This window comes from Pseudomonas sp. WC1 (assembly GCF_050586565.1).
Lineage (GTDB): Bacteria > Pseudomonadota > Gammaproteobacteria > Pseudomonadales > Pseudomonadaceae > Aquipseudomonas.
On sequence record NZ_JBOBDQ010000118.1, the window covers coordinates 1 to 2,242 of the forward strand.

The window sequence follows — 2,242 nt, forward strand, 5'->3', positions numbered from 1 at the left end:
TTTCACACCCAGTTCGATCAGGTAATGGGCCAGGCGGTTGGCCTGGATGTTGAGCTCGCGGTAGCTCAGTTGCCCCGCCTCGGCGTGCACCGCAATCGCTTCCGGGGCGCGTGCTGCCTGCCGCTCGAACAGTGCCTGGATAGGCTGCTCGGAATCATTGGCCCGCGCCGTGGCGTTGCAGCCCTGCAACAGGTAGGCGCGTTCCTCGTCCTGCAGCACCGGCAGTTGCAGCACCGTCTGCCCGGTTTGCGCCTCCAGGCCGTCGACCAACGCCAGCAGTACCTGCCGCAGCTGCCCGCAGACCCGCGCGGCGCCAACCGTCGCCGAGGTCATGGCCACCAGGCGGAACCCTTGGCCCATGTCGTCCACGCTGAGGCTCAGCGGGTAGTTGCTGCGCTCCTGACCGTCGAGGAACTCGATGCCCTGCCAGTCCAGGCGCCGGGCTTCGCTGGCCTCCTGGCCGTGGCGGTAGTTGAGCATGGCGCTGAACAGCGGCGCCGGCGCCGGTACGCCGCTGCAACGCTGGGCCAGGGCCAGCGACGCATGTTCGTGGGCGAGCAAGGCGCTCAGGCGCTGCTGGGTCTGGCGCACCGCCTCGGGCAGGGCCGCGCCCTGCAGGTCCAGGCGCAGCGGCAGGGTGTTGATGAACATGCCCAGCGCCCGCTCGGCGCCCTCGCCGGCCTCCAGTCGGCCCAGCAGCACGGTGCCGAACACCACGCTGTCGCGGCCGCTGGTGGCGGCCAGCAGGCGGGCGAAGGCCAGGTGGAACAGGCTCGCGGGGCTGCTGCCCAGTTGCCGGGCCTGCTGGCGCAGGCGCGCGGCCAAGGTCTCGTCCAGCCACAGCTGGGCTTCCTCGATAGCCTGGCCATCGCCCTGCACGTCGCTCAGGCCGTAGGGCAGCGTCGGCTCGTCGATATCGCCCAGCAGCTCGCGGAAGAACGCCTCGTGCTCGGCCTGGCTGACGCCCAGGCGCGCCTGGGCCACGTAGTTGCGGTAAGGCACCGGGGCCTGCAGCGGTGCCGTGGTGCCTTGCAGGTAGCCCAGCAGTTCCGCGCCGATGATCTCCAGGGCGGTGTGATCGAGGACGATATGGTGGAACTGCAGCAGTGCCTCGACCCGTTGGCTGCCGGCATCGGCGCTGTACAGCAGGCGAATCAGCGGTGCCTGGCTCAGGTCCAGGCGTTGCAGGTCCTGCCCTTCGAGCGGTACGACCAGTAGCGGCGCCTCGCGCCAGACCACCTGCAGCGGTTGCGCCAGGCCCTCCCAGAGCACGGCGGTACGCAGCACATCGTGGCGTGCGATGGCCTGGCGCAACGCAGCGGCGAAGGCTTCGAGCCGCGCCAGGCTGTCGAAGGCCATGGGCGACTGCAGCACATAGGGGTCGTGCTGCGGCGAGCTGAGGTGGTGGTAGAGGATGCCTTCCTGCAACGGCGCCAGCGGATAGATGTCCTGCACGTTGGCCGCGCCGCCCGGCACCGTGGCGACGATGCGTTCGATGGCGGCCTGCTCCAGCGCCACCAACGGCAGCATGTCCGGGGTGATCTGGGTGCAGCCGGCCGGGATCCGGTTGGCCGGGACCTCGACCCGGCGGCCCTGGCCCAGGGTCGCCGCCAGCGCCGCCACTGTCGGCTGGCCGAACAGGGTGCGCACGTCGGCCTGCAGGCCGGCCTGGCGCAGGCGCGCGGTGAGGGTCACCGCCAGCAGCGAGTGGCCGCCGAGTTCGAAGAAGTTGTCGTGGCGACCGACCTGCTCGATACCCAGCACTTCGGCCCAGAGCCCGGCGATGGCGGTTTCCACAGGACCTTGCGGCATGACGTAGTCCTGGGCGGCGAGCATGGCCGGTTGCGGCAGCGCCTGGCGGTCCAGCTTGCCGTGGCTGGTCAGTGGCAGGGCGTCCAGGCGGACCAAGGCCTGCGGCAGCAGATGCGCCGGCAGGCTGGCCTGCAAGCCCTCGCGCAAGCGCTCGATATCGACCGTTGCCGCTTCGGTGAACCACGCCAGCAGGCGCTCGTCGCGCACCAGCACCACGGCATCGGCGATGCCCGGCTGAGCCTTGAGCGCGGCCTCGATCTCGCCCAGTTCGACCCGCACACCGCGAATCTTCACCTGGTCATCGTTGCGCCCCTGGTACTCCAGGGTGCCGTCGGCGTTCCAGCGCACCAGGTCGCCGCTGCGGTACATACGGCCAGCGGCGAACGGGTCGTCGAGGAAACGCTCGGCGGTAAGGTCGGGGCGGTTGAAA

1 protein-coding gene is annotated in these 2,242 nt (G+C 70.3%); it reads right to left on the reverse strand.

The genetic code is table 11. The features are described 5' to 3' along the window. Positions 1-2,242 (reverse strand): condensation domain-containing protein (locus ACQ4OD_RS26275; protein ID WP_430945214.1); only part of this gene is annotated, 2,242 nt, incomplete at both ends.